The sequence below is a fragment of the Halorientalis brevis genome, assembly GCF_023077655.1.
In genome coordinates this window covers 24,853-48,449 of the sequence record NZ_JALLGV010000004.1, presented here as the reverse complement: position 1 = coordinate 48,449, position 23,597 = coordinate 24,853, and the positions used below count along the sequence as shown (strand labels likewise).

The window sequence follows — 23,597 nt, the reverse complement described above, 5'->3', positions numbered from 1 at the left end:
CGCCGTGAAAAACGGGATCGCTTACTGGAAGCCGATGCGGCCGCCACCGCCGCGGCGCTGCTGGGCCTCGGCACCGCCGCCCTTGAACTCGTCTTTCATGCGCTCGAAGTAGTCGCGGATGTCTTCGTCCACGGTCGGACGGACGCCCTCGAGCGCCTGGCGGAAGTGGCGCATCTCGACGACCTCTGCGTCGTCGTCCTCGCGGAGCGCCTCGATGGCCGCCTCGCGCGCGATGGATTCGAGATCGCTGCCGACGTAGCCCTCGGAAATCTCGGCGAGTTCTCGCAGGCTCACGTCGGCCGAGAGCGGCATGTCCTGGGTGTGGATGCGGAGGATCTGCTCGCGGCCCTCCACGCCCGGTTCGCCGATCATCACGAGGCGATCGAACCGACCCGAGCGGATGAGCGCCGGGTCGATCATGTCCGGCCGGTTAGTCGCGCCGATGACCATCACGTCCTCCATCTCTTCCAAGCCGTCCAGTTCCGTCAGGAGCTGGTTGACGACGCGCTCGGAGACGTTCGAGCCCACTTCGCCGCCCCGTCCAGGGGCGAGCGAGTCGAGCTCGTCGAAGAAGATGATCGTCGGTGACACCTGTCGGGCCTTCCGGAAGGTCTGCCGGATCGCCTTCTCCGATTCGCCGACCCACTTCGAGAGCAGTTGCGGGCCGCGCACCGAGATGAAGTTGGCGTCGGTCTCGTTCGCGACGGCTTTCGCCATCAGGGTCTTCCCCGTGCCGGGCGGGCCGTACAGCAGGACGCCCGAGGGTGGCGTGATGCCGAAGCGCTCGAACTTCTCTGGTTGGGTCATCGGCCACTCGACTGCCTCCTGGACCTGCTCTTTCGGCTCGTTGAGGCCGCCGACGTCGTCCCAGTCGATCTTCGGGAGTTCCACCAGCACCTCCCGCATCGCGCTCGGACTCACCTCGTTTAACGCGCCGCGGAAGTCGTCGCGCTTGATGATCATCCGGTCGATGAGGCTCGGCGGGATGTCCTCCTCGTCTAAGTCGATCTCGGGGAGGTACCGCCGGAGCGCCTTCATCGCGGCCTCTTTCGTGAGGCTCTCGATGTCGGCACCGACGAAGCCGTGGGTCTCCGTGGCGAGTTTCGAGAGGTTCACGTCGTCCGAGAGGGGCATCCCGCGGGTGTGGATCTGGAGGATCTCCTCGCGACCCACCTCGTCGGGGACGCCGATCTCGATCTCGCGGTCGAAGCGACCGGGACGACGCAGCGCGGGGTCGACGCTGTCGACGCGGTTCGTCGCCGCGATGACGATGACCTGGCCGCGGGATTCGAGGCCGTCCATCATCGTCAGGAGCTGGGCCACGACGCGGCGCTCGACCTCGCCGGTCACGTCCTCGCGCTTGGGGGCGATGGAGTCGAGTTCGTCGATGAAGATGATCGAGGGCGCCTCTTCGCTGGCGTCCTCGAAGATCTCTCTCAACTGCTGTTCTGACTCACCGTAGTACTTCGAGATGATCTCAGGGCCGGCGATGGAGAAGAAACTCGCCGACGTCTCGTTGGCGACGGCCTTCGCGAGCAGGGTCTTCCCGGTGCCGGGCGGCCCGTGGAGCAACACCCCCTGCGGTGGCTCGATGCCGAGTTTCTTGAAGATCTGGGGGTGTTTCATCGGGAGTTCGACCATCTCCCGGACCCGCTGGATCTCGTTCTGGAGGCCGCCGATGTCCTCGTAGGTGATGCCGCCGCCCGTCTTCTCGAACCCGGAAATCGGTTCTTCTCTGAGTTCCACTTCAGTGTCCTCGGTGATGAGGACGACCCCCTCCGGTTCGGTCTCGACCGCGATGAGCGGGATGGCCTGGCCGGGCGAGCGCATGAACGGGTGGTTCGTCGAGGACATCACCGGGACGATGTCGCGCTCGACGACCGGCCGCTTCAGGATCTGTCGCTTGACCATCCCAGCGGCGTCGCTGCCGAACTGCACGCTCGCTTCCTCGGGAGGCGCGAGGACGAGTTGATCTGCTTTCTGTGCTTCTGCTTTGCGGATGGTGACGCGCTCACCGATGCCCACGTCGGCATTTTGCCGCGTGAACCCGTCGATTCGGACGGTATCGGTGTTCCAGTCCTGCCGATCCGCTCGCCACACCTTCGCCGCAGTGGTGTCGCTCCCTTCGATCTCGATGATATCTCCGGGAGAGAGCTTCAGGTGGAGCAGAGTATCCGGATCAAGGCGGGCGATACCGCGACCCGAATCGTTCGGGTAGGCCTTCGCCACCTCCAGTTGGACTTCATTCATACTTGTTGCCTGTGGGGATGTGACACAGTCCGGGACGCCGGGAGATATGCTTTTTGCTACCGGTGGTCCGCTTTGATAATTGCGACGGCGACTGAGTACCACACTGCACCCACGTGGGAGGCGAGTCAGGGCTCACTCGGACGTAGTTCCCGCCGACCCACGAGCACACCGCCGAGCGACACTGCACCGACGACCGCCGTCACGCCCGCAGCAGCGAACGCACCTCGAACGCCGACCGCGGGAACCAGCGGGCCGAACGCTAGCGGCGAGAGGAACTGGCCGACGTACCCGAAGGAGGCGACGTAGGAACTGTACTGGCCCTGCCGGTCCGGCGGAGCCAGGGACTCGACCCACGCGAACGCGGAGGGAAAGACAAGCCCCAGTCCGAGCCCGAAGAGGATCACCGGCCCTGCGGCCAGCACCGGCGAGTCGGCCACCGTCGCGAGACCGAACGCCAGGCTCCAGAACGCGAAGGCAGCGAGGACGAGCGCGTGCCCGCCGACCCGCCGTTTGAGTCGGTCGTACGCGACCGCCGAGACGCCGCCCGCGGCTCCGTTCGCAGCGAGATACAGGCTGATCGAGAACGAGGAGGTGACCCCGATGCGATCGAGCAACTGCGGGTAGAAGACGACGATCCCGTACAGAAACACGTTCGCCCCGAAGTACAGCAGGTAGACGAGCAAGAGCGCGGGCGTGCGGCGGAACACGGCGAGCACCCCAGCCAGTCCGCCATCCGTCTGCGGTTCGGGCGAGCCGCCGTTGGCCTCCACTTGCCCCTCGCCACCATCGCCACGACCGGTTTCCGGAACCGTCGCGATCGCGAGCAGCCCCAGCGGCAGTGCGATCAGGTAGATGGCGAAGGGGAACTGCCAGGAGAGGGTTCCGAGCGCGCCGCCGACCAGCGGCCAGACGGCGGCGCCGGCGCTGTTGGCGCTGCTGCGGAGCCCGAGCGCGCGTTCCATCCGCTGGCCCTCGTAGAGGTCGTAGATGAGGACCGTGATGCCGGTGTAGACGAAGGCGGTGCCGACGCCGAGTACCGCCCGCGAGACGAGCAGCGGTGGCAAGGTGTCGACGACGAGGCCGGCACTGCCGCCGATCGCGTACACCACCAGGCCCCCGATAAAGGGCCGACGCGGGCCGAACCGGTCGATCACCGCTCCGGCCACGGGGCTCGTCAGCACGATGAGCGCCCCGTGGGTCGTGATGACGAGCCCGGCGAGCGACTCCGACACGTCGAGCCCGTCCTGGATCTGCGGGACGACCGGCCCGAGGATCGCGCCGGCCATCACCGTCAGCGTCGCCGAGGCGACGATCACCCACAGCGTGTACTTCGATGCCGCCGACGATTCCGTCATCGAATCGACGGTACCCGGGCCGCACCCATGACAGTACGGGGTTTCGCTGTCCGTCGTGGCCCTCGTGCGGACCGGCGGCCGTGCCACTGCGGATCGGACGCTTTTACCCGTGCAGGGCACTCTGTACGATCATGCGAACGCTCGCTTTCGACGGCCGGATGGGTGCCAGCGGCGACATGCTTCTGGGCGCGCTGCTGGCCGCCGGTGCCGACCGGGACGCCCTCGCGCCCGTCGAGGACGCCGACGCGCTGGACGTGGCCTACGAAGTCGACACTGTCGTAAAAAACGGCATCAGTGCCACGGCAGTGGACGTCGTTCTGACCGCCGAGGACGCTGACGAGTTTGCGGACGACCACGACCACTCTCACGATCATCACCACGATCACGACGAGGCTGACCACTCGCACGATCATCACCACAGTCACGGACACGACCATCACGACCACGATCACACCCACGCAGAAGGGCACGGTCCGAATCGCTCCTACGCGGAGGTCGTCGACGTCGTCGAGTCCCTCGATCTTCCGAGCGGCGTCGTGGCGGATGCGACGGCGATCTTCGAGATTCTCGGGGAGGCCGAGGCGGCGGTCCACGGCACCGACCTCGCCGAGACGCACTTCCACGAGGTCGGGGCGGACGACGCGATCGCCGACGTGGTCGGCGTCTGTCTCCTGCTGGACGACCTGGGCGTCGACCGCGTCGTGACGACGCCGCTCGCGACGGGCGGCGGCGAGACGGAGATGGCCCACGGTACCTACCCGGTGCCGACGCCCGCCGTCGTCGAGATCGCCGAGCGAGCCGACTGGAACCTGAAAGGAGGACCAGTCGACGCGGAGTTGCTGACGCCGACCGGCGCCGCCATCCTCGCACACGTCGCCGACGGCGTCGAGACGCTGCCCTCGATCCGCATCGCCTCGTCCGGCTACGGGGCAGGCGGCTACGAGTTCGCCCACCGACCGAACGTCCTGCGGGCCGTGGTGGGCGACGGCGGTGGCGACCTCCGAAAAGACGAGATCACGGTTCTAGAGACGAACCTCGACGACGCGTCCCCGGAGGTCCTTGGGGGCCTCCAGGACACCCTCGCGGACGCGGGCGCGCGAGACGTTTCCATCCTGCCGGTGACGATGAAGAAATCGCGGCCCGGTCACCTCGTGAAGGTCATCGTCCGGCCGGCCGACGCCCAGCGAGTCGCCCGCAAACTGGCCGAGGAGACGGGAACGCTAGGCGTCCGCGAGCACGGCGCCGGCCACCGCTGGATGGCCGACCGTAGCATCGAAACCGCGACGATCGAAATCGGCGGCGAGGACTTCGAAGTCGACGTGAAAGTCGCCAGCGACACCGACGGCACGGTGTTCGACGTGAGCGCCGAGTACGACGACGCGCTGGCCGTCGCGAAGAAAACGGACCTGCCAGTCCGGGAGGTCATGCGGCGGGCGGAGAACGCCGTGAGCGAGTAGGCGCTCGGTCAGGTGTCGTCGCCCTGGTGTTCGGCCAGCGCTTCTTCTATGGTCAACTCGCCGACGGCGACGCGGCGCGCGAGTTCGTCGTCGATCGTCCAGTTCGCCTCGGACAACTCGCGAGAGCGCTCCTTGATCGTCTGGAGTTCGCCGGCCGTCGGTTCGACCTCGCGGGATTCGACTTCCTCACCCTCGATCTGGGCGATGTTGACCGCGGCGAGGACGTCGCCCATTCCACGTGCGCCGGTCCCGAGGTACGGCGTCGTCCCGGTCTCGTCGACGAGTTCGACCGGCACGTCCGGGAGGTCGTCGATGATCTGTGCGCCGATCAGCCGCGCGCCGTCGCCGATCCGGACCAGGGGATTCGGGGCGTCTTCGAGTTCCGCTGCGACCACCTCTGCGGTCTGGGCAGCGGGGACGTGAAAGGCAGCGACGACCGAGTCCCCGGAGAGGACGGCGATGCCCGGTCGGTCTCCTGGGTCGATGCCGACGACGATCCGGCCGCCACCGCCCCGGAGTATCGTCAGGACTTCTTCGACGGCCCGGCGCGGGTCTTCCGGGTCGGCGCTGACTGCCGGGACGCTGGCGTCGATCGTGCTCTCCGGGCCGGTCACGAGGACCGACGCCTGGTCGGGGAGCGGATCGCCGGGCTCGACTGTGGTGAACGGGACGCCGCGGTCGCGCAGCTCGTTGACCACGCCGTGGTACACCTCGAAGTCCTCCGTGGCGACGACGATCACACCGGGCGTTCGCAGCGTGGTGACTTAGATTGTAGGAGAAGTTCTTTACCGATGTGCTTCGGTGAATCAAACATGCACGAGCAGTTCCGGAGGCCTGCCCGCCAGTTGCCGGACCGGCCGGACACGTTCTTCGCGTTCGTCGCCGGCCTGTACGCTGCCGCCCTCCTGTCGCCGTTCGTCGTCATCGGTCTCGGGGCTTGGGTCACCGGCGACGCGGGTGGTCTCTATATCGGCCTGCTGGTGGCCATCACGGTGATCACCGGTCTCTCGTCGTGGGGCGTGTCCCGCTGGCATGGACTTCCGGAGCGACTCGGCGCGACGCCACTCGCGTGGGGGCTGGCGCTGCTACCGGTCCTCGTACTAGTGGGACACTTCGCGTTCGTCGCCCACATGAACGCGGCCGGGACCGATGGGGCCGCGGTCGCTGGGTTCCTCCTCGCACTGCCGGGGATGCTCGTCGGTATCGGTTTGGTGACGATGGCGAGGAACCGGTACTCCGCAGCCCTCGTCGACGAAGACGCGGTCGAGTGCGAGTGGAAAGCCGGGTGGCCCGAGCCCCAGCGCCAGCGCATGCAGTACGCGAGCATCGCTGGGATGTTGCTCCTCGTGGGTGCCATGGCCGTCGACGCGCTCTGGAACGTCGACTGGCTGTTCACCGTCGCCCAGTTCCTGTTCGCCCCGGCGATCGTCCTCGGGAACCTCGGCCAGCAGCGCACCTACCGAGCGACGCCCGTCGGACTGGAACGACGATACCCGGCCTCCCGGTACGTCTACGGCTGGGACGACTTCGAGAGCTACGCCGTGACCGACGAGACCATCGTCGTCCGGTGGCGGGCGTGGTGGCGGCCGGCCATCCGGTGTGCCCGCGCTGACCTTGACGACGAAGACGCCGTCGTGGACGCTCTCGCGGCGCACCTCCAGCGAGCGTGAGTGAGAGGGCTTTTGTCCGGTGGTTCCCAACGCCAGGACGTGAGCGAGCCGATTCCGACCGGTTGCACGTCGATCGACGACCTCCTCGGCGGCGGGTTCGAGCGCGGTGCGGTCACCCAACTGTACGGCCCACCGGCCGCGGGCAAGACCAACCTGGCGCTCTCCGCTGCGGTTGAGACTGCCGCCGCTGGCGACAGCGCGCTGTTCATCGACACCGAGGGGCTGTCCGTCGAGCGCCTCGAACAGGTCGCCGGGGCGCGGACCGACGACATCGACGACCTGGCCTCGCGCATCATCATCTCGGACGTCCTCGACTTCGACCAGCAGGGCGAGGCCGTCCAGGACGCCGCGGAGTTCGCAGAACGGGTCGAACTGATCGTCCTCGACAGCGCGACCGGGTTCTACCGGATCAAGCGCTCCGAAGACGACGAAGCCGGCGACGCCCTCCGGACGGTCGCCCAGCAGGTGACGCATCTGCTCTCGCTGGCCCGCAAATACGACATCGCCGTCGTCATCACGAATCAGGTGTACACCGACCCGGACACCGACCGCGCCAGCCCGCTGGGCGGTCACACTCTCACGCACTGGTCGGGCGTCGTCTGCCGGATCGAGCGGTTCCGCGGCGGTAACCGCAGGGCCACGCTCGAAAAACACCAGGCCAAGCCGGCCGGGCAGACCGCCCGGTTCAAGATTACCGGTGAGGGGCTGGCGAGCGTCGAGGAATCGCCCTGAGCAGGATCGTTGTTGCGGTGGCCGCGCTCGCGTTTCATCGCGAGCGTCGGGGAAGGGCAGGCCCACCACGAGCATCCGGCGCCTGTGGCCGCCGGTTCACTCCGACGAACGAAGTGAGTCGGAGCAGTTTTTAGCGTAGCTTTTTGCGAACCGGGTGCCCGCAGGCCCAACGGGCCGAGGACACCCGGTGAAGTAAAAAGGTACTAGTAGATGAGCGCGTCGTCGTTTTCGACCATGTAGAGGGTGCGAGCGGCGATGTTGACGGCGTGGTCGCCGACGCGTTCGAGGTCGCGGATGGTCAGGAGCATGCGGGAGACTTCCTGCATGAACTGTTCGACGTCCTCGTCGTCAGTCTCGCCGTGCTCTTCCAGCTCCGTCTCGATGAGGTCCCGGACGACGAGTTCGGAGGCGCGTTCACAGCGGGTGTCGATGTCGTCGTCGCGGTCAGCGATCTCGAAGCAGATCTCGGGCTCGCGGTCGGCGTAGGCGATCATGGCGTCTTCGACCATCTCGAGCGTCTCGTCGCCGATGGCCTGGATGTCGACGTCGGGGAAGACGTCCCGGGAGGCGTCGAGGGTGTAGTCGCCGAGGTTCGTCGCCAGGTCGCCGATCCGTTCGAGGTCGGTGATGATCTTGAACGAGGCGGCGATGAAGCGCAGATCGCTCGCGACGGGCTGCTGGAGCGCCAGGAGGTCGATACAGTCCTGTTCCAGATCCAGGTACAGTTCGTTGATCTCGTGATCGCCCTCGATGACGTCCCGGGCGAGTTCGTCGTCTTTGTGTTCGAGCGCTTCCAATCCGACTCGGAACCGCTCCAGGACGACCTCACTCATGTAGAGAACGTCGTCCTGCAGATCCTCGAGTTTCTGTTGGTAATCTTTCCGCGGCATAGTGGCTCCGACACAGCCGAACTTAAATAACCTTATGTTCGCTTATAAATCACGCTGAAGGCGCTCAGTAGATGAGTGCGTCGTCGTTTTCGACCATGTAGAGAGTGTGGGCGGCGATGAGACGCCCCGAGTACCGGCATTTTGATGCAGGGCCTCGCTCGCGTTTCGTCGCGAGCGGGGAGGGCAGGTCCACCACGAGCATCCGGCGGCCAACGGCCGCCGGTTCACTCCGACGAACGAAGTGAGTCGGAGCAGTTTTTAGCGTAGATTTTTACGAAGGGGGTTCCCGCAGGCCCAGCGGGCCGAGGAAACCCCCTGACGTAAAAAGGTACTAGTAGATGAGTGCGTCGTCGTTTTCGACCATGTAGAGGGTGCGGGCGGCGATGTTGACGGCGTGGTCGCCGATGCGTTCGAGGTCGCGGATGGTCAGGAGGACGCTCGTGACGGATTCGAGCAACAGTTCGAGTTCGTCGTTCGAGGGGGTCTCGTCGACGAGCGTGCGAATGATCTGCTGGGCGGCTCGCTCGCAGCGCCCGTCGAGATCTTCGTCGCGCTCGGCGACTGCGAAACACGCCTCAGCGTCGTCCTTGGCGTAGGCGGCGATGGCATCGTCGAGCATCTCCACGGTGATCTCCGCGAGGTCGCTGATGGCGATCTCGGAGAAGAGCCCAGTTTCCGCTGAACGGATCGATGCGGCGAGGTTCGCCGCGAGGTCGGCGATGCGTTCGAGGTCGGTGATGATCTTGAACGAGGCAGCGATAAAGCGGAGATCGCCGGCAACTGGCTGCTGGAGCGCGAACAGGTCGATACAATCCTGTTCCAGATCCAGATACAGCTCGTTGATCTCGTGGTCGGTTTCGGCGATACGCGTCGCGATCGACTGATCGTACGTTTCGAGCGCGGCGATCGTCTTCTGGAGCCGCGTCGAGACGACGTTACCCATCCGGACCACGTCGTCGCGGAGTTCGTCCAGCCGCTCTTGGTACTCTTCGCGTGGCACGCCTTATCCGAACTTTCCGGTGATGTAGTCTTCGACGCGCTGGCTCTCGGGGTTCTCGAAGATCTTGTCCGTGTCGTCGTACTCGGCGAGCTCCCCGCCGGTCAGGAAGACGGCCGTCTGATCGGAGATACGCGCCGCCTGCTGCATGTTGTGGGTGACGACGACGACGGTGTAGTCCTCGGAGAGGTCGTCGATGAGGTCCTCGATCTTCGCGGTGGCGATGGGGTCGAGCGCGGACGCGGGCTCGTCCATCAGGATGACCTCGGGATCGACGGCGAGACAGCGGGCGATGCAGAGCCGCTGTTGTTGGCCACCGGAGAGTCCGAGGGCGTTGTCGTCGAGGCGGTCGTTGACCTCGTCCCAGAGGGCGGACTGTTTGAGACAGCGCTCGACGAGTTCGAGTTCCTCCTCGGTGTCGTCGCGACCGAGGAGCCGAGCGAACAGGCCGGTGTCGATGTCACCGTGCTTGCGCGGCCCGTAGGAGATGTTGTCCTTGATGGACTTGGGGAACGGGTTGGGGTGCTGGAACACCATCCCGACGCGCTTGCGGAGTTCGACGAGGTTCGTGCCGTCCTGGTAGATGTCCATCCCGTCGAGTTCGACCGTCCCGTCGACCTCGGCGGCCTTGATGCGGTCGTTCATGCGGTTGAGACACCGCAGGAAGGTGGACTTCCCACAGCCGGACGGCCCGATGAGCGCGGTGACGCTTTTTTCGGGGATGTCCATCGAGACCGACTGCAGCGCGTGATCGTCCCCGTACCAGACGTCGAGGTCGGTCACCGAGAACTTCGTCTCGCCGTCGAACTCGTAGTCAGTCCATTCGTCCTGGATCTTTTCCTGGCTCTCACCGGTCGTCGTGACGGACGACGAGTCGGTCGTCGATGTAGCCGGTTCCTCTTCTGTCTCGGTACTGTCTATTTCGCTACTCATAGGTGCTTGAGCTTCTTCCTGAAGTACATTCGAGCCGCGATGCCGATCGCGTACAGCGAGAGCACGACGATGAGGAGGACGAGCGCGGTCCCCCATCCGAACGCCTGGGTCTCCCCGACCCCAGCGGTGATGATGGCGTACAGCTGGAGCGGCAGTGCGGTCGCAGCCTCCATCAGTGCTGGATTCGTCATGAACGGCGGTGAGGCCGTGAACTGGAACCCTTCGATCACGTTCGGTGCCGCTCGTGGGAACGTCGAACCGCGCATGACGAGCAGAATCGGTGCCGTCTCACCGGCGATTCGGCCGACGCCGAGGATGATCCCGGTGATGACGCCCGGCATCGCCGCCGGGAGGACGACGCTGCGAATCGTCTCCCACTTCGAGACGCCGAGCGCGGCGCTCGCGTCGCGGTAGCCGTCCGGGACGCTCTTGATCGCCTCACGGCTAGTGATTAACACGAGTGGGATAAGCATGAATCCCAGGACGAGTTGTCCTGCGAGGATCGAGAGTTCGCCACCGAAGCGCGGAACGATGAACGCCAGGCCGAACAGGCCGTAGACGACGCTCGGAGTGCTCCAGAGGCCGTTCGTCGCGACTTCGATCGCACGCGTGAACAGTCCCTGCTCGGCGTACTCGGTGAGGTACACCGCTGCGCCGATCGCCAGCGGGACCGAAAACACGATTGCGCCGACGACGAGGTACAGCGTCCCGAAGATTGCCGGCTTGATCCCGCGCTGAATGCCGAGCCCCTGTGAGGGGTTCATCACGAACGGCCAGTCGATCGTGAGCGGTGCGACGTACTCGAAGTTCTTCATCATCGGGCCCCATCCTTTGGAGACGACGAAGCCGATGACAACCAGCAGGATGGCGATCATCCACGCGGCGTTGAGGCCGATCAGGAGATACGCCCCGGACTGGCGACCGCGGGTACCGAACCCGCTTCGGGCCTTCGCGGCGCTCCAGGCCGTGATGATCCCACAGAACAGGGAGAGCATCGGGACGACCGCCTGTGCGGGGAACTGAGCGATGATGTCCTGAGGCTTCCACGCCCAGGCGGGCGTGATGATGCCACCGAGCAGCAGCGCGGCGACGATGACGGCGAGCCCACCGGAGGGGAGCGTCGTTCCGACGTCCTCGTCGAGTAGAGCGACCGTGACGAACACGCCGACGCCTGCGACGAGGCCGATACCGAGGCCGGCAGTCGCGCCGAGCCCACCGAGGGACGTTGCCAGCGCAGCGATCACGAGCGCCCACAGGACCCCGGAGAACGTCGCCGGGACCAGGCCCGACTCTGGATCGGGCGTCGTTTCGGCGATACCGACGGCGGACGCGGCCCCGAGACCGATGACGCCGACGCCTGTGACGCCGAGCAACAACCCGAGGAACTGGTACAGCCCCAGGCCGAGAATCGACGTGTTGGCGGTCGTTACCTGGCCGAGCGTCGTCAGCCCGAGGACGAACGTCAGAATACTGAGGCTCATGAACGCCTCGGCGAGACGCTCGTATCCGCTGGTCGAACCGGTGATGAGTTCCGTCTCGCGTGCGTCGGCGTTGCTCATGCGTTCCCCTCCAGTTTCTCTTTCATCCGCCACTCGATGACCTGGGAGGCAACGCTGATGACGGTCACAGTGACGAACAGGATGACGCCGGCGGCGTAGAGCGCGTTCATGTGGACGCCGTGGGCGTTCCCGTACTGGCTGGCGATCAGACTCGTCAGCGTCTCCCCGTTGAAGAAGATGTCGTAGATCGGGTCGGGGATGTCCTGAGCGTGACCGAGCATCACCGTCGCAGCCATCGTTTCACCGATGGCGCGACCGACGCCGAGGAGGACTGCGGCCGCAACACCCGAGAACGCCGCGGGGAGAGTGACGCTTTTCATCGTCTGCCAGTCGGTCGCGCCGACGCCCATCGACCCGCGTTTCATGTCTTCCGGGACGGAGGTGATGGCGTCTTCTGCGACCGAGACGACGGTCGGGAGTGCCATCAGGCCGATGACGAGACCGACCGAGAACAGGCTCCCGTAACTGGTTCCCAGCACGTCCTGCGTGTACTGGTTGATGATGACGAAGCCGATGAACCCGTAGACGATCGACGGGATCCCGGCGAGGATCTCGATGCCGGGCTTGACGATCTCACGGGCCCACGTGGGTGCGATCTCCGCGATGAAGAGCGCGCCCGCGATCCCGAGCGGGCCGGCGACGAGGATCGCCAGCACCGTGGTCACGAAAGTCCCGTAGATCATCGGGAGCATCGAGAAGACATTCTCGCGCGACGCCCAGTACGGCGGCTGGGCTTTCGTCAGCATTCCCAGGCCCGGGATGGTGATTCCGAAGATCGTGTCACTCATCACCTCTGCGGCCGGTAGCGATTCGAGGATTACGAAAACGGCGATCAGTCCGAGGATCGCGACCGTCGAGACCGTCGCGACGAAGGTCAACGCCTTCGCCATCAACGATTGCTCGGTCGCCCACCCGTAGCCAACTGCCGCGACACAGACCACGAACGGGATGCCCGTCGCTGACGAGTTCAGCAAGAACAGGGCCACCGTCGCGAGCAGCGAACCGCCGCTCACTGCGAGCACTCCGAGCTGTGAACTCGTCATGCCATCGAGCGAGAGACGGACTGATCGGCCGAAATCCGAAATTGTGGACATCCGGTGTAGGAAAATCGAATGGGGTTGTTATGTCGTTTTCTGTTCGCTATTTGTTCGGCGACGGAAGCTTGTCCTTCTGCGCCGTCCGCCGCTCCTGGGGCAGTTTGAAGTAGTTGTTCGACTCGACGAAGACTTTCTGTCCGAAATCAGTCAGGATCATGTTGATGAAGGCGGCCTCCTTCTTGGACGTGTCTTCCCACGTGTAGTTGTGGAGGTCACGGCTGAGCGGGTAGCCCTTCGAGCCGAGGTTCTTGCCGTACTCGTAGGTCGTTCCCTCGAGTTCGAGCGCGACCGGCGGCGTGGCTCCGTCCGGTTCGGTGAACGCCAGCGCGAGGTAGGCGATCCCGTTGTCGGAGTTCTTGATGAGCGTCTTGACCTGCTGGTTCTGGCCCTTCCGGACGTCGGGCTTGATCGGGGCGTCCGGGTTGCCGTAGAGGTTCGCGCGGAACGCCGTGTCGGTACCGGACCCTTCGGCGCGACCGATGGCCTGAATCTCCTTGTCCGGGCCGCCGACCTCGCTCCAGTTGGTGATCTCCTTCTTGTAGATCTTCTTCAGCTGGTCGCCGGTGAGCTTGGTGACGCCCGCGTCGTAGACCTCGCGGGAGACGACGATCGGCTGGCCGTCGACGCCGAGCACGTGGTCGATGAACTTGTCCAGCGTGGACTGGTCAGCGTCGGGGAGTTCGTCCTCGACGGGCGCCGAGGAGTTCCCGATGTCGACGCGGCCTTTCTGGACGGCCTGGACGCCGGTCCCGGAGTGGGAAAGCGCGACGTTGACGAGGTACGGCGGCGTCGAGCGCTCGCCCGTCTCTTCGAAGCCGTACATGCCGGCGAAGTAGTCGGCGAGGTTCTTGTCGGTCTTGATCTGGCTCCAGCCCGGGACGCTTCCCTCGGAGTTCGATCCCCAGTATTCACCGTCGTCGGCCGGCGAGTTTCCGTTCCAGTAGGACGATGCTGTGTTCGCAATGGGATAGACCGTCGACGAACCGTCCGCCGTCAGCGGACCGGTGTCCGACCCTCCGTCTGAGCCACTGCCACCGCCGAGACAGCCGGCGAGTGCCGTCGCAGCGATCCCTGTACCCGTCGCAGCCATGAATTTGCGTCGCGAAACGCGTGAACCTGACTCGCGTGTCATCATCAGATACGGGTAGACTAAGGGGTAAATACTCTACTATTACTTTTCCCTAATAATCTATTCTCTATATAGTATTCTATATCAGTATCGATCCGTCTATACGCTTCACTTGGCCGATACGGCTTCCGTAGGGTGGTTTGTTGATGTTCTGTCTCCGTTGAAATGAACGTCAGGCTACGTGAATGCCGGGCGACCGCCGTAATATATCTCACATGTCGACCGATCCAGACCCGTTAATTTGCTCTAGTTGTAGCTGAGTCTGAAAATGGGTAAATCTGGCGTTCGTATATAGATATGGATTAATTTATTGCGGGTAAGGAGCTACACGCTCGCATGGAGACGCGAAAAGTCCAGGTCACTGGTGGATCGACGTATACAGTGTCGTTGCCGAAAGACTGGGCAACGGAAAACGACGTCAGCGCGGGAAGCGTCGTCGAGTTCCACGCCGAGAGCGACTCACTCCTCCTTTCTCCCAAAGAGAGCAACGAGCGTACAGAGGGTACCCTCGACGTGAGCGGGCTCGAAGGCGATCAACTCACGCGCGCAGTAATGACGATGTACGTCAGCGGGTTCGACATCATCACGCTGGAGACGCCGCGCGTCGAGGCCAAACAGCGCCGCACCATCCGTCAGGCCACCCAGGGGCTGGTCGGGCTGGAAGTCATCGAGGAAACCAGCGAGCGCGTCGTCCTCCAGGACCTGCTCGACTCCTCGGAGCTGTCGGTCCACAACGCCATCACGCGCATGCGCCTGGTCGCCCTGACGATGCTCTCCGACGCCGTGGACGCCCTCGTCGAGAACGACGACGACCTGGCGAACGACGTGATGGAGCGCGACGACGACGTGGACCGCCTCTGGTACATGATCTCGCGGGTGTTCCGGACGGTCCTGCGTGACCCGACCGCCGCATCCCACATCGGGCTGCCACGGGTGACCTGTTTCGACTACCAGTCGAGCGCTCGGCAACTGGAACGGATCGCCGACCACGCGACGAAGATCGCCGAATTCGCCCTGGAGATCGACGAGATCGACGACGACATCGCCGACGGGCTCTACGAACTCCGAGAGGACGCGCTGGCCGTCCCGGAGACCGCCATGGACGCGCTCCTCGAAGACGACCCCGACGAGGCCACGCGCCTGGCGAACGAGGCTCGCAGTCAGATCCGGCCCATCGACGACCGCGCCCGCGAGGTCGACGACCGCATCCACCAGATGGACTCCCAGACTGCTCAGGTGCTCGGGCTCGTCGTCGACTCGCTGTCCCGGACCGCCGACTACGGCGGGAACATCGCGGAGAGCGCCCTCCAGAAAGCCGCTCCGCGTCCCTGACTCGCCGTTCGCGAGACGACTCTCTTTTCTCGAAGCTATCGTAGTCAGCAAAATTTTCACTGTCCACGAGCGTCAGCAGGTCTGTTTTCCGGCTCGCAACGCCCTGACCGAGTAGACTGTGAGCAAAGACTTCTGGTGACTACTATAGTAGTCTCGAAGGAGAGAGAAGAGGGCGCCGTCCGGCCACCGCGAGTATTCACAGGAACTTGTGACCTGAAACGTGACCATGAGGTGCGGGTCGGACGCGCCAGTTAGGCCGAGTCGGGGGGATGACATAAACGCCGCTAAGACCTCTCTACTGGGGTCCGTGTGGGCACTGAGAATATATATCGGTACTGAGAACGAGTCGGCTTACTCCTCGACGAGGACGGCGTTGACCTGGCCGTCCTGGCCGGGGCGGGAGGTCACGCGGGCGCGGCCCTCGCTCGTTTCGAGGACGGCGCCTTTCGTGATGATGTTTCGGCGCGCGTAGTTCGGGTTGGACTCGTTCTCCGCCACGTTCTCGATTTCGGCGGCGACGACTTCGTCACCGACAGCGATGCTGGCGGTGTCCGTGGTGATCGCACGAATCTTCTGCGTGTCGCCGCGCGTGTCGACGAACTTCAGCTTCTGGTCGCCGACCTGCGTCTCGGTCGACTCGCCGGCGAGTTCGTGCTTTTTCTTCTTGTGGTTCGGTCGAAGGCGGCCACCCGTGCGCTTGCGCGTGGAGCGTCCCTGGTCTTTCATACGTGTCCGATTCACGAGCGGACACTTGAACCTCTCGACTCTCACCCGGCGGTCAGCGGGTGCCTACTCCAGGCGATGCTTCTCGAGTTCTGCCTGCACCGCTCCGAAGTCGATCGGCGGTTCGAACCCGTCGAGCGCGTCCTCGACGGCCGAGCGCCGATCTTCGAACCGGTCCCGCCACGCTGGTGGTGCGACGTCGTCGATCCGGTCGCCGAGCGTCCTCCACTGGTCTTCGAGCTCGTCGAGTCGCCTCTCCGCGTCGTTTCCGTACCCCTCTGCGTCGCCGTCGTCGTCGGCCGCCCACGTCCTGAGGTCGGCGAGCTCGGCGCGAGCGTCCATGAGCCCCAACTCCCGCACGCGGTGCGTGACCGATAGTTCGAGCCAGGCGCCGGCGAGGTCGTCGTCCGTCGCTTGGTGGTCTCGGTCTCCCGCCACCAGGGACGCTAACTCGTCGACGTTTTCGCCGAGCGCCTCGATGGACTGTTCGATCACGTCCAGATCCCGTTCGAGTTCGCGAAGCCGGGCGTTCGAGTCCGCGAGCCACTCCTCGAACGATTCGAGATCAGTCCGGAGTTCCTCGGCGGTCGCGTGGACGGAACCCGCTTCCTCCGTGAGCTGCTCGATCTCTGCTGCCAGATCGTAGAGCGACGCCGGGTCGTCCTTTCGACCGACGAGTTCCTGAAGGGTCGCGCCCAGGTCGCTCGCCCGTTCCTCGATCGCAGCGACGTCGGACTCGAACGCGTCGACGCGTGTCCGAATCGCATCGAGGTCGGGAGCGTCAGCGGCGCTCTCGCGAACGTCGGCGAGTCTGACCGCGGCCATCTCCGCGCGGCTTTCAGCGTTCGAGACGGCCATCGATGCGTCGGCCAGTGCGGCGTCGACCGCGTCCCGGCTGACGACGCCGTCCTCGGTGATCGTCGCGAGTACAGCTCGCGCTGTCTCCCGGTCCAGTGCGTCGACGGTGGCGACCACCGCGTCCACGGCGTCCGATAGCGACAGCCCGGCGATGTTGTCGGCACCGTCGCTCTCGTCCTGGCTCATGTGGCGCGCTTGACTGCGGGACGCCGTATAGCTTCCGTCACCGGTCGATTCGCTCGTGTCCATCGACTGCCACTCGCTGGACGCCGACAGCGATGGCTTTAGATGGGTGCCAGTTGCGCGTAGGAACGATGAGTTTGCGGACGGCCGTCGCCACGCCCTTTCGCCAGCAGGGTCGGGACCGGATGGGGAAAAGCGAGTTCGTCGTCGCGCTCTCGCTGGATCGCGACTGGTTCTCGCCCGACCAGGCGAAACGACTGCTCGACGTCGCGGCGAGCGAGGGCCTCGTCGAGCGAGCCGACGGCGAGGTCGCCGTCACGTTCGACCTGGACGAGGTCACGGTGCCGGACGGGTTCGTCCCCGACGAGTCCATCCTCCAGGAGCGGTCGACGTTCGAGCGCGTCCTCGACGCGATCGTCGACGCCGGCGTCCAGAAGCAGGAGGCCGTCGCGGCGATCAACTCGCTCCAGGCCGACCTCGGCGTGACGGTCGAGGCTGCGGCGGTCGTTTACGCGCGACGACAGGAGATCGACGTCTCGGAACTGGCCGACCGCGCACTGGGTGAGATCTGATGGTCGAGAAACGCATCACCGACGGCAAGCGCATCGCACAACTGCTCTCCTCCGAAATCACCGGTCGCGAAACCGGCGTCCTCGCCGAGCTGGCCGTGGTCGACGCCGACCCGGACGCCGACCCGTCCGACGACGGCGCGTTCGCCTACGCCGTCGCCTTCGACGACGACCGGATCGCTGACGTGTTCATGCAGCCGGACCGGGCGTATCTGGAACTCGAAGCCGGGGTCGACGCTGCGACGGAGACCGCCGAAACGGAGGGCCTTCGCGTCCGTCCGAAGGCCGTCGAGCCGCCGCGGACCCTCGTGTTCGTCGAGAGCGGCGCCGAGGTGAAAGGCGCCGTCCAGGTGCTCGTCGCGGCCGCCGAACGCTACGCCGAGTGAAGCAGGTCGGGCAACCGCTCGACCAGGTTCTCCCTGTCGACCGCCGCGTCGGCTCTCGGATGCCGGTTCGGGTTCTCCGGCGTCAGCACCTGAATGGTTCGGAAGCCCGCGGCGGCTGCACCCGCGATGTCGACCTCGGGCCGATCACCGACGAAGACGGCCTCCTCGGGACCGACCTCGAGTGCGTCACACACTGCCGCGAACGCTCGCGGGTCTGGTTTGCCGGCCTGTAGCTCGCCCGTGATGACGACGGCGTCGAACAGCTCTTCCCAGCCCAGTTCGACGAGTTTCCCCCGCTGGGCGACGCGCGGTCCGTCGGTGAGGAGTCCGACGCGGTACTCGCGACGGAGCGCCTCGACCAGGTCGACGGCGTTCGGGATCGGTTCCAGCGCCTCCTCGATGGCGTCGCGGTACGCGGCCGCGAGGGCCGTCGGCGTGACGGTGGCGTCCTCGTCGAGCAAGCGCTCGAAGATCGGCGCCCGGGTGTCCGTCGCGTCGACCGATCCGTGGGCCTGCAGGTACGCCCCCCGGTCGATGTCGGTGCTGCCCACGTGGGCAGTCGCCTCGTCGAGCAGTTGCTGACGACGCCGGGCCGTGACCGCGAGCGTGTCGTCGAGGTCGAACACGACTGCGACGGGCGACGGGGTCATTCGGTCGTCAGTAGTGACCCACGGGATTTGAGTGTTCCCGCGATCTGGTGCGTGGCTGACGACGGGGAGTCAGCCAGTGTGATCCTCGATAAGTCAAAGGCGCATTTGATTCTCCGGCGAGTATTCAACCGTTCCCGTCGAAGCCACGGGTGCAATGCGAGACAGAGCCCTCCCCGTGCTCCTCGCCGTCGTCGCCCTCGTGGCGGTCGGGACGGCGGGCGCGGCGTTGACGGTCGATAGCACAGACAGCACGACGGCGGCGCCGAATAGCGACGTCGCGACGGCCCACTCGTCTGGCGAGCAAACCGTCAGCGTCTCCGCCGACGGCAGTGCCAGCGCGACGCCCGACGAGGCGGTGGTCACCGTCGCCGTCGTCGCCGACGGTGACGACACGCAAGCCATCAGGCGCGACCTCGCGAACGGGTCGGAGCAGCTGCGAACCGCCCTCAATTACGCGAGCGTCGCCGGCGATCAGATCTCGACGACGGACTACCGCATCACCGAGTCACACCGGCCCGAGAAGTCGGCTGACGCGCCGAGGTACCGCGGCGTCCACGCCTTCGAGATTCGCCTCGAGCAGACCAACGCGACCGGTGGCGTCGTCGACGCTGCCGCCGACAGCGGTGCCGAGGTCACCGGCGTCCGGTTCACGCTCTCGGAGGACACCCGGACGGCCCTCAGAGACGAGGCCCTCCAGAACGCGATGGCCGACGCCAGACAGCAGGCCGACACGCTGGCTGCAGCCGGCGACCTCCAGGTGACGGGCGTCGCGAGCATCGACGCGTCGGATCGCAACTACCAACCGGTCCGCTACGAGGCCGACGCAGTCAGCGCCGCGGCCGGCGGGCGCAGCACCACGATCGAGTCGGGTGACGTGTCCGTGTCCGTCGACGTGCGCGTCGTCTACAACGTGACTGACGCCTGACGCCCGGCCGACGAAGTCAGGATGGGAACCTTGTAGTGGGCACCAGTCCAGCCCTCGGTAATGACTTTCTTCGACCGACTCGCCGACCGCATCGAGACGGCGAACAGCGTCGTCTCCGTCGGACTGGACCCGGACCTGGCGCGGCTTCCCGACCACCTCATGGAGAAGGACCTGCCGCGCTGGGCGTTCAACCGCCGGATCATCGACGCCACGCACGAGCACGCCGCCTGCTACAAGCCCAACGCGGCCTTCTACGAGGACCCCGACGGCTGGCGCGCTCTCCAGGAGACGATCGCCTACGCCCACGGCAAGGACGTGCCCGTCCTGCTGGACGCGAAACGCGGCGACATCGGCAACACCGCCCGGCAGTACGCCGATCTCCTTGATTCGGCCGACGCCATCACGGCCAACCCCTACATGGGTCGCGACTCGCTGGAACCGTTTCTGGAGCGGACGGACGCGGGCGTGTTCCTGCTCTGTCGCACCTCGAACCCCGGCGGCGCGGACATTCAGAACCTCGAACTGGCCTCGGGCGAACCCGTCTACGAGCGCGTGGCCGCCCTGGCCGACACCTGGAACCGGAACGGCAACGTCGGCCTCGTCGTCGGCGCGACCCAGCCCGAAGAACTGGAGGAGATCCGTGAGATCGTCCCCGACATCCCGTTCCTGGTGCCCGGCGTCGGCGCCCAGGGCGGCGACGCCGAGGCCGCCGTGGAGTTCGGACTGGCGAAGCTGGACGAGCAGAGCTCGTCGGCAGACCGGACGAAGTCCGGTATTGGCGTCGGCCTGGTCAACTCCTCGCGGGGCATCATTTTTGCCGGAGAGGATCAGGGCGAACACTTCCACAAAGCGTCCGGCCAGGCGGCCAAGCGACTGAAGGAGCGCCTGAACGAGTACCGCTGATCAGGAGCGTCGAGCGAGCCGGCTATCGAGCGCGTCCGTGACGGTTCCGAGATCGGGAACGTCCTCCCGCGCCGACCGGAAGGCCAGGAGCGGGAGCCACCGGTCGATGACGAGCGTTCGATCGGTGACGTCGTAGCCGGTCAGTCGCGACCAGGGAACGTACCGCCCCCCGAGACTGCCGGCGTCCTGGACGTAGAGCCCGTCTGGCAACGCGACGTAGTGGCGGCGGCGACCGGCGAACGCGGTCGCAGCGAACAGGATGCCCGCCGCCGTCGGCGCGAACTCGCCGAGGAAGACCGCGTCCGGGTAGTACACGCCGACGCCGAGCAGCGCCGTCGCACCCAGGAACGTCACGCCCCGGAGCGCCCATCGCTGCCGTCTCGTCGGTCCGGCCTGCCACTCGGCGATGACGGCGTCGTCGGCTCGCGCCGCCGCGAGGACGCGCTGGTTCGCGAGGAGGTACGCTGCGAGACCCACCAGCAAGGCGACGACGAGGAACGGGATCCACGGGAGCACCGTCCGCTCCGCCGCAGGCAGCGCGTCGTAGACGAGCATCCACCCGACGAGCGCGAGGGCCGGGACGCCGAGGAGCACCGCGTGCAACTGGCTGCGGGCCATCGTCGCAGCGAGGTTCCCGCGGCGAGTGGCGAACGCGACGACGGCGAGGAAGGCGACGCTACCGGCGGCTGGTGCCGCGGTCCGGACCGTTGCACGGCCGGCGAGGGCGACGACGACGGTAAACGTCAGCGCGCCGACGTACGCTCCGAGCAGGATCGCGAACGAATCAGGGCGACGCATAGGGTTCGCCTCCACGTCGAGCGCAAAAAACGCCCGGTGTGATAGCTACCGAAGGGGTTCGCGACCCGCTCGCCGTCACGGCGCCGACGCTCCGACGTGCCAAACGTGTTGGATAAACGACCGAAAATTACTCGGGGATTTTATCATGATGGTATCCATATACTGAAGTATCGATCGCTAACCTATCTATATTTGTATATGAATACCCGCAGAGCGTTTTTCGTCGTTCTGATTTTCATCGCGATCTTACTGTCGAGTGCCGTCTTTGCGGGGTTCCAGCTGTACAAGGAGACGCTCGCGGAGCAGGGCCGAGCCGAGGTGAACCACTCGGCACACCACATCGGCTCGCAGCTCTCGGCGCAGTTTTCGAGCCGCGAGCAGACCGTCGAACTCGCCGCGAACTCGCCGTTCGTCGCTGCGGAGAACCGAACCGTTCAGCGGACTGCACTGGCCACGTTCGTCAACACCACGTCGTTCTCCGGCGTGTCTGTGATTCACCGCAACGGGACGATGCTGAACATCGCCGCCGGACTGCCGCCGGACGAGCGCCGGGCGCTGATCGGGAGCGATTTCAGCGACCGGACGTACTTCCAGCGAGCAGTGGCGGGTGAAACGTACATCAGTGACCCGATCGCAGCCGAATCCGGGAACTACATCGTGACGATCAGTTCGCCGATCCGTCACGAGGGGCGCATCGTCGGGACGCTCAACGCCGCATATCACCTGCCCGAGAGTGCGTTCGCGGGAACGGCCACGTCGCTACTCAAACCGAACGCCGAACTCACGATCTACACGCAGTCTGACGAGGTCGTCTACTCGACCGATCCGTCGCCGGAACGGGACGCCATCGTCCGGAACGTGAGCGTCGGTGACCTCGGCTGGACGGTCAGTGTTCGCCAGAGTCGCGGGGAGCTGCGCTCGACCGCTCGGACCGTCTCGTATCTGCAGGCGGGGAGTATCCTCGTGGTGCTGTTCTCGATCGCCGGGTTCGGCTGGTGGGTGTATCGACGCAACCTCCACCAGGTCGAACACCTCCTGACGGGGTTCAAAGCCCTCGAAGAGAAGGAGTACGGCACGCAGATCGCCGTCGGCGGGAGCGACGAGTGGCGACAGATCGGAGCGAGTTTCAACGAGCTGAGCGAGTCGCTCGACCGGTACGAGACCGAGCGGAAGGCGCGGGAACACTCGCTCCGGGAGTTCAAGCGCGCCGTCGAGCACGCCGGGTACGCGGTGTTCATCACGGACGTGGACGGCACGATCCAGTACGTGAACCCGGCGTTCGAGGAGATCACCGGCTATCCGGCACGAGAGGCCCTCGGTGAAACCCCGAAGATTCTGAACTCCGGGAAGATGTCCCAGAAGTACTTCGCGAACCTGTGGGAGACGCTCCTGTCGGGCGGCGAGTGGGAGCGGGAGATCATCAACGAACGGCGCAACGGGACGCTGTACTTCGCCCACCAGACGATCACGGCGCTCACCGACGAGAACGGGAACGTCGAGGAGTTCGTCGCCATCCAGACGGACATCACGGAGTTGAAGGACCGCGAACGCCACCTGCAGACTCTCAGTCGCGTGTTGCGACACAATCTCAGGAACAAGATCAACGTCATCACGGGGTACGCCGAGGTGTTCCTCCACGACCCCGACGCCGCCGACGAGACGACGGCCCGGCAGATCATCGAGACTAGCAAGGGCCTGACGGATCTGGCCGACAAGGAACGTCGGATCGTCGAACTGCTCGTGGACCAACCACACCCCCAGCGGATCTCGCTCACCCGCCTGCTGGACGCGGTCACGCGGGACGTCGGGCACAAGTACCCTGACAGCACCGTCTCGGTCACCTGTCCGGACGACGTCGAGATCGAGGCCATCGATCAGCTCCAGAGCGGCCTCTACGAACTGATCGAGAACAGCATCGTTCACACCGGCAGCGACTCGGATCGCGTCGAACTGACGGTCGAACCGCGCGCGGAAACCGTGGCGATCCGCATCGAAGACGACGGGCCCGGGATTCCGACCGACGAGCGGCGCATCCTCACTGACGACGCCGACATCGAACCCCTCTCACACGGCTCCGGACTCGGACTGTGGCTCGTCCACCACATCGTCCGACTGTCGCAAGGGAACGTCCGGTACGAAGAGGCGACGCCGTCCGGGAGCGCGGTCATCGTCGAAGTGCCGCGAGCGTAGCTGACCGTCGG

General features: G+C 65.5%; 22 protein-coding genes. 9 read left to right on the top strand and 13 right to left on the bottom strand.

Going from position 1 to position 23,597, the window contains the following annotated elements:
- Nucleotides 1–21: 21 nt before the first annotated feature.
- On the bottom strand, nucleotides 22–2,250 hold the full coding sequence (locus MU553_RS08420) for a CDC48 family AAA ATPase (protein WP_247377674.1): 2,229 nt from the start codon (nucleotides 2,248–2,250) through the stop codon (nucleotides 22–24).
- Nucleotides 2,251–2,375: 125 nt separating this feature from the next.
- Nucleotides 2,376–3,605: an MFS transporter gene (locus MU553_RS08415; RefSeq protein ID WP_247377672.1), complete on the bottom strand. Its 1,230-nt coding sequence runs from the start codon at nucleotides 3,603–3,605 to the stop codon at nucleotides 2,376–2,378.
- 131 nt (nucleotides 3,606–3,736) lie between these two features.
- Between MU553_RS08415 and larC the strand changes: the two genes are divergently transcribed.
- Nucleotides 3,737–5,062 (top strand): nickel pincer cofactor biosynthesis protein LarC, encoded by a 1,326-nt coding sequence (larC, locus tag MU553_RS08410; RefSeq protein ID WP_247377670.1) that lies wholly within the window; start codon nucleotides 3,737–3,739, stop codon nucleotides 5,060–5,062.
- Nucleotides 5,063–5,070: 8 nt separating this feature from the next.
- On the opposite strand, the gene MU553_RS08405 is transcribed toward larC, so the two are convergent.
- On the bottom strand, nucleotides 5,071–5,802 hold the full coding sequence (locus MU553_RS08405; protein WP_247377667.1) for a hypothetical protein: 732 nt from the start codon (nucleotides 5,800–5,802) through the stop codon (nucleotides 5,071–5,073).
- Between the two features lie 72 nt (nucleotides 5,803–5,874).
- Here MU553_RS08405 and MU553_RS08400 point away from each other — a divergent pair, with 72 nt between their 5' ends.
- Both MU553_RS08400 and radB read left to right on the top strand, forming a co-directional pair.
- Nucleotides 5,875–6,732 (top strand): hypothetical protein, encoded by an 858-nt coding sequence (locus MU553_RS08400; RefSeq protein WP_247377664.1) that lies wholly within the window; start codon nucleotides 5,875–5,877, stop codon nucleotides 6,730–6,732.
- Between the two features lie 12 nt (nucleotides 6,733–6,744).
- The gene (radB, locus tag MU553_RS08395) at nucleotides 6,745–7,464 is read left to right on the top strand and encodes a DNA repair and recombination protein RadB (protein ID WP_282594288.1); all 720 of its coding nucleotides are present in this window, start codon (nucleotides 6,745–6,747) and stop codon (nucleotides 7,462–7,464) included.
- Between the two features lie 203 nt (nucleotides 7,465–7,667).
- On the opposite strand, the gene phoU (MU553_RS08390) is transcribed toward radB, so the two are convergent.
- The 6 genes from phoU (MU553_RS08390) to MU553_RS08365 form a co-directional block, all read right to left on the bottom strand.
- A complete protein-coding gene (gene phoU / locus MU553_RS08390; RefSeq protein WP_247377660.1) occupies nucleotides 7,668–8,354 on the bottom strand; it encodes a phosphate signaling complex protein PhoU in 687 nt (228 codons plus the stop codon).
- Between the two features lie 331 nt (nucleotides 8,355–8,685).
- On the bottom strand, nucleotides 8,686–9,354 hold the full coding sequence (gene phoU, locus MU553_RS08385) for a phosphate signaling complex protein PhoU (RefSeq protein ID WP_247377658.1): 669 nt from the start codon (nucleotides 9,352–9,354) through the stop codon (nucleotides 8,686–8,688).
- A gap of 3 nt (nucleotides 9,355–9,357) precedes the next feature.
- Nucleotides 9,358–10,284, bottom strand: a complete 927-nt coding sequence (gene pstB, locus MU553_RS08380) for a phosphate ABC transporter ATP-binding protein PstB (protein WP_247377656.1) — start codon at nucleotides 10,282–10,284, stop codon at nucleotides 9,358–9,360.
- On the bottom strand, nucleotides 10,281–11,843 hold the full coding sequence (pstA, locus tag MU553_RS08375; RefSeq protein ID WP_247377654.1) for a phosphate ABC transporter permease PstA: 1,563 nt from the start codon (nucleotides 11,841–11,843) through the stop codon (nucleotides 10,281–10,283). Before pstA ends, pstB begins: the two co-directional genes overlap by 4 nt.
- On the bottom strand, nucleotides 11,840–12,886 hold the full coding sequence (gene pstC, locus MU553_RS08370; protein WP_247377652.1) for a phosphate ABC transporter permease subunit PstC: 1,047 nt from the start codon (nucleotides 12,884–12,886) through the stop codon (nucleotides 11,840–11,842). Before pstC ends, pstA begins: the two co-directional genes overlap by 4 nt.
- Nucleotides 12,887–12,983: 97 nt before the next feature.
- Nucleotides 12,984–14,030, bottom strand: a complete 1,047-nt coding sequence (locus MU553_RS08365) for a PstS family phosphate ABC transporter substrate-binding protein (protein WP_247377650.1) — start codon at nucleotides 14,028–14,030, stop codon at nucleotides 12,984–12,986.
- A gap of 375 nt (nucleotides 14,031–14,405) precedes the next feature.
- On the opposite strand from MU553_RS08365, the gene MU553_RS08360 reads away from it, so the two are divergent.
- On the top strand, nucleotides 14,406–15,401 hold the full coding sequence (locus tag MU553_RS08360; RefSeq protein WP_247377648.1) for a phosphate signaling complex PhoU family protein: 996 nt from the start codon (nucleotides 14,406–14,408) through the stop codon (nucleotides 15,399–15,401).
- A 351-nt stretch (nucleotides 15,402–15,752) separates the two neighbouring features.
- Here MU553_RS08360 and MU553_RS08355 read toward each other — a convergent pair whose 3' ends face one another.
- Both MU553_RS08355 and MU553_RS08350 read right to left on the bottom strand, forming a co-directional pair.
- Complete coding sequence (locus MU553_RS08355; RefSeq protein ID WP_247377646.1) at nucleotides 15,753–16,127, bottom strand: 30S ribosomal protein S8e; 375 nt, start codon at nucleotides 16,125–16,127, stop codon at nucleotides 15,753–15,755.
- 63 nt (nucleotides 16,128–16,190) lie between these two features.
- Complete coding sequence (locus tag MU553_RS08350; protein WP_247377644.1) at nucleotides 16,191–17,168, bottom strand: hypothetical protein; 978 nt, start codon at nucleotides 17,166–17,168, stop codon at nucleotides 16,191–16,193.
- A 128-nt stretch (nucleotides 17,169–17,296) separates the two neighbouring features.
- On the opposite strand from MU553_RS08350, the gene MU553_RS08345 reads away from it, so the two are divergent.
- Both MU553_RS08345 and MU553_RS08340 read left to right on the top strand, forming a co-directional pair.
- A complete protein-coding gene (locus tag MU553_RS08345; RefSeq protein ID WP_247377642.1) occupies nucleotides 17,297–17,737 on the top strand; it encodes a DUF2240 family protein in 441 nt (146 codons plus the stop codon).
- A complete protein-coding gene (locus MU553_RS08340) occupies nucleotides 17,737–18,120 on the top strand; it encodes a DUF7993 family protein (RefSeq protein WP_247377640.1) in 384 nt (127 codons plus the stop codon). Before MU553_RS08345 ends, MU553_RS08340 begins: the two co-directional genes overlap by 1 nt.
- Here the strand turns inward: MU553_RS08340 and MU553_RS08335 are convergent.
- Nucleotides 18,108–18,770 carry an HAD family hydrolase gene (locus MU553_RS08335; protein WP_247377637.1) on the bottom strand — a complete coding sequence of 221 codons (663 nt, stop codon included), beginning with the start codon at nucleotides 18,768–18,770 and terminating at the stop codon, nucleotides 18,108–18,110. The two genes, MU553_RS08340 and MU553_RS08335, sit on opposite strands and share 13 nt — an antisense overlap.
- A 154-nt stretch (nucleotides 18,771–18,924) precedes the next feature.
- On the opposite strand from MU553_RS08335, the gene MU553_RS08330 reads away from it, so the two are divergent.
- Both MU553_RS08330 and pyrF read left to right on the top strand, forming a co-directional pair.
- A complete protein-coding gene (locus MU553_RS08330) occupies nucleotides 18,925–19,695 on the top strand; it encodes an SIMPL domain-containing protein (protein WP_247377634.1) in 771 nt (256 codons plus the stop codon).
- A gap of 60 nt (nucleotides 19,696–19,755) precedes the next feature.
- Nucleotides 19,756–20,598, top strand: coding sequence for an orotidine-5'-phosphate decarboxylase (gene pyrF / locus MU553_RS08325; protein WP_247377633.1), 843 nt, complete (start codon nucleotides 19,756–19,758; stop codon nucleotides 20,596–20,598).
- On the opposite strand, the gene MU553_RS08320 is transcribed toward pyrF, so the two are convergent.
- Nucleotides 20,599–21,396: a hypothetical protein gene (locus tag MU553_RS08320; protein WP_247377631.1), complete on the bottom strand. Its 798-nt coding sequence runs from the start codon at nucleotides 21,394–21,396 to the stop codon at nucleotides 20,599–20,601.
- A 198-nt stretch (nucleotides 21,397–21,594) separates the two neighbouring features.
- On the opposite strand from MU553_RS08320, the gene MU553_RS08315 reads away from it, so the two are divergent.
- The gene (locus MU553_RS08315) at nucleotides 21,595–23,586 is read left to right on the top strand and encodes a PAS domain S-box protein (RefSeq protein ID WP_247377629.1); all 1,992 of its coding nucleotides are present in this window, start codon (nucleotides 21,595–21,597) and stop codon (nucleotides 23,584–23,586) included.
- Nucleotides 23,587–23,597: the final 11 nt, after the last annotated feature.

Excerpts from the sequence above, each read along its gene's own strand:
- MU553_RS08360 (WP_247377648.1), top strand. The coding sequence starts at position 14,406 with ATGGAGACGCGAAAAGTCCAGGTCACTGGTGGATCGACGTATACAGTG.
- pyrF (WP_247377633.1), top strand. The coding sequence starts at position 19,756 with ATGACTTTCTTCGACCGACTCGCCGACCGCATCGAGACGGCGAACAGC.
- phoU (WP_247377660.1), bottom strand. The coding sequence starts at position 8,354 with ATGCCGCGGAAAGATTACCAACAGAAACTCGAGGATCTGCAGGACGAC.
- MU553_RS08350 (WP_247377644.1), bottom strand. The coding sequence starts at position 17,168 with ATGAGCCAGGACGAGAGCGACGGTGCCGACAACATCGCCGGGCTGTCG.
- MU553_RS08340 (WP_247377640.1), top strand. The coding sequence starts at position 17,737 with ATGGTCGAGAAACGCATCACCGACGGCAAGCGCATCGCACAACTGCTC.
- pstC (WP_247377652.1), bottom strand. The coding sequence starts at position 12,886 with ATGACGAGTTCACAGCTCGGAGTGCTCGCAGTGAGCGGCGGTTCGCTG.
- larC (WP_247377670.1), top strand. The coding sequence starts at position 3,737 with ATGCGAACGCTCGCTTTCGACGGCCGGATGGGTGCCAGCGGCGACATG.
- MU553_RS08400 (WP_247377664.1), top strand. The coding sequence starts at position 5,875 with ATGCACGAGCAGTTCCGGAGGCCTGCCCGCCAGTTGCCGGACCGGCCG.
- pstA (WP_247377654.1), bottom strand. The coding sequence starts at position 11,843 with ATGAGCAACGCCGACGCACGCGAGACGGAACTCATCACCGGTTCGACC.
- MU553_RS08415 (WP_247377672.1), bottom strand. The coding sequence starts at position 3,605 with ATGACGGAATCGTCGGCGGCATCGAAGTACACGCTGTGGGTGATCGTC.
- MU553_RS08355 (WP_247377646.1), bottom strand. The coding sequence starts at position 16,127 with ATGAAAGACCAGGGACGCTCCACGCGCAAGCGCACGGGTGGCCGCCTT.
- MU553_RS08315 (WP_247377629.1), top strand. The coding sequence starts at position 21,595 with ATGAATACCCGCAGAGCGTTTTTCGTCGTTCTGATTTTCATCGCGATC.
- MU553_RS08365 (WP_247377650.1), bottom strand. The coding sequence starts at position 14,030 with ATGGCTGCGACGGGTACAGGGATCGCTGCGACGGCACTCGCCGGCTGT.
- MU553_RS08420 (WP_247377674.1), bottom strand. The coding sequence starts at position 2,250 with ATGAATGAAGTCCAACTGGAGGTGGCGAAGGCCTACCCGAACGATTCG.
- pstB (WP_247377656.1), bottom strand. The coding sequence starts at position 10,284 with ATGAGTAGCGAAATAGACAGTACCGAGACAGAAGAGGAACCGGCTACA.
- MU553_RS08320 (WP_247377631.1), bottom strand. The coding sequence starts at position 21,396 with ATGCGTCGCCCTGATTCGTTCGCGATCCTGCTCGGAGCGTACGTCGGC.
- MU553_RS08330 (WP_247377634.1), top strand. The coding sequence starts at position 18,925 with ATGCGAGACAGAGCCCTCCCCGTGCTCCTCGCCGTCGTCGCCCTCGTG.
- MU553_RS08345 (WP_247377642.1), top strand. The coding sequence starts at position 17,297 with ATGAGTTTGCGGACGGCCGTCGCCACGCCCTTTCGCCAGCAGGGTCGG.
- MU553_RS08335 (WP_247377637.1), bottom strand. The coding sequence starts at position 18,770 with ATGACCCCGTCGCCCGTCGCAGTCGTGTTCGACCTCGACGACACGCTC.